Here is a 3,270-nt window from a genome sequence, read left to right on the forward strand (position 1 = left end):
AAATAATATCCAATAATTGAATATAAACTTATCAAGAGTGGTCGAGGGACTGGCCCTATGACACCCGGCAACCGGCGTTTATGCAAGGTGCTAAATCCAGCGGAGCAATCCGGAAGATGAGTTATCAGCGTATATAAGCGGCTCTTCTTGCGGAAGAGCTGTTTTTTCTTTCCATTATTAGAACAGGAGATGATTAACTGTGAAATTTGCTACTAAAGTTGTTCAGGCCGGTCTAGTTACTGACAAAACTACAGGTGCTATCAGCACACCTATCTATCAGACAGCCACCTTCCGCCACCCCGAGCTTGGCCGCAGTACAGGCTTTGACTATTCGCGTACTCAAAATCCGACCCGTAAAGCAGTCGAAGAGGCCGTGGCAGCACTGGAAGAAGGCCATGCCGGCTTTGCCTTTGGCTCAGGCATGGCAGCCATTACATCGCTACTTATGCTTTACCGTCCTGGTGATCATATCATCATAACTGAAGACTGTTACGGCGGTACATACCGCATTCTGGACAAATTATTTAATCAGTTTGGCCTCACTGCCACTTTTGTAGATACCGGCGATCTCGACCAGGTACAACAGGCACTGCAGCCAGCAACCAAAGCCATCCTGCTGGAAACCCCGACAAACCCGCTGATGAAAATCGCCGATATAAAAGCCATTGTTGCGCTCGCCCGGAAAAACAGCGAGAATTCCATTCATGTTATTGTTGATAACACCTTTTTATCCCCCTATCTGCAACGGCCGCTAACCCTTGGTGCTGACATCGTCGTGCACAGTGGTTCCAAATATTTATCAGGCCATAATGATGTTGTCTGTGGTCTTGTCGTAGCCAAAGATGCTGCTCTCTGTGAAAAAATTGGCTTTATCCAAAATGCTGCCGGCGCTATCCTCGGTCCGCAGGACAGCTGGCTGCTGCTGCGCGGCTTAAAAACTCTGGCCATTCGATTACGTCAGCATGAAGAAAATGCTCTGATTGTCGCCAAATGGCTGGCCGCTCACCCCAGCGTTACCAAAGTGTATTATCCCGGGCTGCCAGATCATCCTGGCAAAGAGATACAAGATGCGCAGGCTACAGGTTATGGCGGCATGCTCTCTTTTGTCGTGGACCATCCCCGCCTGCCGGCGCAGATACTGCGTAAAGTAAAAGTCCTCCAATTTGCCGAGAGTTTAGGCGGTGTCGAATCCCTGATTACCTTCCCGGCCATCCAGACCCATGCCGATATCCCGGCAGACATCCGTCAGCGGTTAGGCATCAGCGACTGTCTGCTGCGCTTGTCGGTAGGCATTGAAGATGTTGAGGATATTATTGCCGATCTAGCCCAAGCATTAGACTAAGTGCCAAATTTCAAGAAATAGAGTCAGAGACTAGTCTCTGACTCTATTTCTATCATATATTAGGTGTGAAAATATCTTATCCGCAAGGCACTATCAAGCTCTTTAGCAGGCCCGGCAACTTAGTCATCAGAATTTGGCTACTACCGCCGCCCGATAGTAGCGGAACCCTCTGTCATCAGCGGCAGCAGCCTCTCTATCAGTTAGTTTCTGGTAGGCTACATAGGCTGTCAGGTTTTTACTGAACCCATAATTATAAGCAACGTTCAGGCCCTTTAAATTTCTCACATCAGAAAATGCCTCAGTAACACCTGCCCCAGCCTTGCTTTGCAGGCTATAGGACGTCAGTCTGCTAATAGAGTTTTTACCAACCCTATAATACTTTACAACCACATTATTCTGGCCTTTTTTAACAATCTCCTGATCGCCGATCGTGGCTATAGCTGTCCAGGCCGTCTTATCTGAATCGGATTGCTGGTTATAGACATACTCGCCCCCAAGCGAAAAACCGGCATCAAATTGATATTTAGCATTGCCATACAGGTATTCTGCCAGGGTTGTATGTACAGTCCCCCGGTCTTTGAGGGTGGCGTACCCGGCACCATAATTGAAATTACCCTGTTTTGCAGCAGCCTCCAGCGAGGCGACTTCAATAGTTGTATTCGAATTCTTTTGCTGACGGCCCCAATTGCCGACAAGATTAACAGCCCCGGCCGCAGTGGCAAACTTTATACCATCAAAGCTGGTAACGCCGCTATCTACGATGAAATTAGTAGTACCCAGCTTCAGCTCCTGGGCACCAACCGTAGTTTGCACGGCACCAATATTACTAGTCAGAAAAATCCGGTCAAGCGTAACGTTATTTTTGTTATCATCTGCGGCTGAGTTTGCCCCAAAACTGGTAAAAGTAGCGCTGGAATATTTATATTTTGTACCTGCTTTTGTCGTGCCTGATGCCAGTCGCAGACCAAGATTGGTGTTATCATCGACTTTAGCCACACCATTTAGTCTGATGCGGTAGGCACCACCGACACTGGAGGCAACTGTACCGTTATTATCCTGGGAGGTATAACGGACTTCAGCATTGCCACTAAACTTAAGATTAGGCTGGTTTTTCTCTAACTTGTTCAAACGGACACCAATGTTGTTCAATTCGGCAGCAAATTCTGCCGAGAGTTTATCCAATAAACCCTTCTGCTGAGTGTTAGCTTTGGTATAATTCTCCAGGCCCCGTGCTATTACAACAGCGAATTCATAGCGTGTCAAGGCCTTATCGCCACGAAATGTACCATCACTATAGCCATCAACCAACCCCGCTTGCTGCAACTGGCTAACGGCGTCATAAGCCCAATGCCTGGCAGCAACGTCGGAAAAATCGTTTGCTGCCACAGCTGTACCGGCAATACTCAGAACTAATATAATAGTAAATAACATTATCATTGATTTTTTCATGTTTTTGCCTCCTCGTATCATTTTATTTGTTCAACGCAAGATTACTGTAAATGAATGCACATAAACAAAACCTCCTTCAAGTTGCACCTTGCACGAGGAGGTCAAACAATGCTATATTTATAGCAAGGCAGACCTCTTTCATGAGGTGTGCTGGGAAGGAAGTCGCTCAACTCTTGGTCGGGGAGGGCGGCTTCCTTTTATTGATATTAATAAAAAAGCTGTATCCCAGTTTAATTGGGAAACAGCCTCCAGCTTTTAGCTAGCCAGTTGTCAATACGAATAGATTTATTACACTTAAAATTTGATGCAACAGGTAGGCACAGAAATGAGGGAGCATTAGCGCGGATTAGTCCTGGAATAAAATAAAAAAGCCAGAATAGCGGTTTCATTGAAACGGCATTCTGACCTTCGGCTTTTTCCAATCAGTCTTAATCCACAGCATTTAACTTTGGATTAAATTATAACTTAAACTACTGTAA

Annotated in this window: 2 protein-coding genes and 1 riboswitch; of the genes, one reads left to right on the forward strand and one right to left on the reverse strand. The window is 46.1% G+C overall.

The features are described 5' to 3' along the window. Nucleotides 1–25 precede the first annotated feature (25 nt). A riboswitch (SAM riboswitch) is annotated at nucleotides 26–123 on the forward strand. 76 nt (nucleotides 124–199) lie between these two features. Continuing rightward, nucleotides 200–1,342 (forward strand): PLP-dependent aspartate aminotransferase family protein, encoded by a 1,143-nt coding sequence (locus tag VN379_RS10115; protein ID WP_325533391.1) that lies wholly within the window; start codon nucleotides 200–202, stop codon nucleotides 1,340–1,342. Between the two features lie 126 nt (nucleotides 1,343–1,468). On the opposite strand, the gene VN379_RS10120 is transcribed toward VN379_RS10115, so the two are convergent. After that, entirely contained in the window at nucleotides 1,469–2,791 is a 1,323-nt protein-coding gene (locus VN379_RS10120) for an S-layer homology domain-containing protein (protein ID WP_325533393.1), read from the reverse strand. Nucleotides 2,792–3,270 lie beyond the last annotated feature (479 nt).

It is taken from the genome of Sporomusa sp., from assembly GCF_035561255.1.
Taxonomy (GTDB): domain Bacteria; phylum Bacillota; class Negativicutes; order Sporomusales; family Sporomusaceae; genus Sporomusa.

What these genes read in the sequence shown, in the direction of transcription:
- VN379_RS10120 (WP_325533393.1), bottom strand. Translation starts at nt 2,791, where the DNA reads ATGAAAAAATCAATGATAATGTTATTTACTATTATATTAGTTCTGAGT.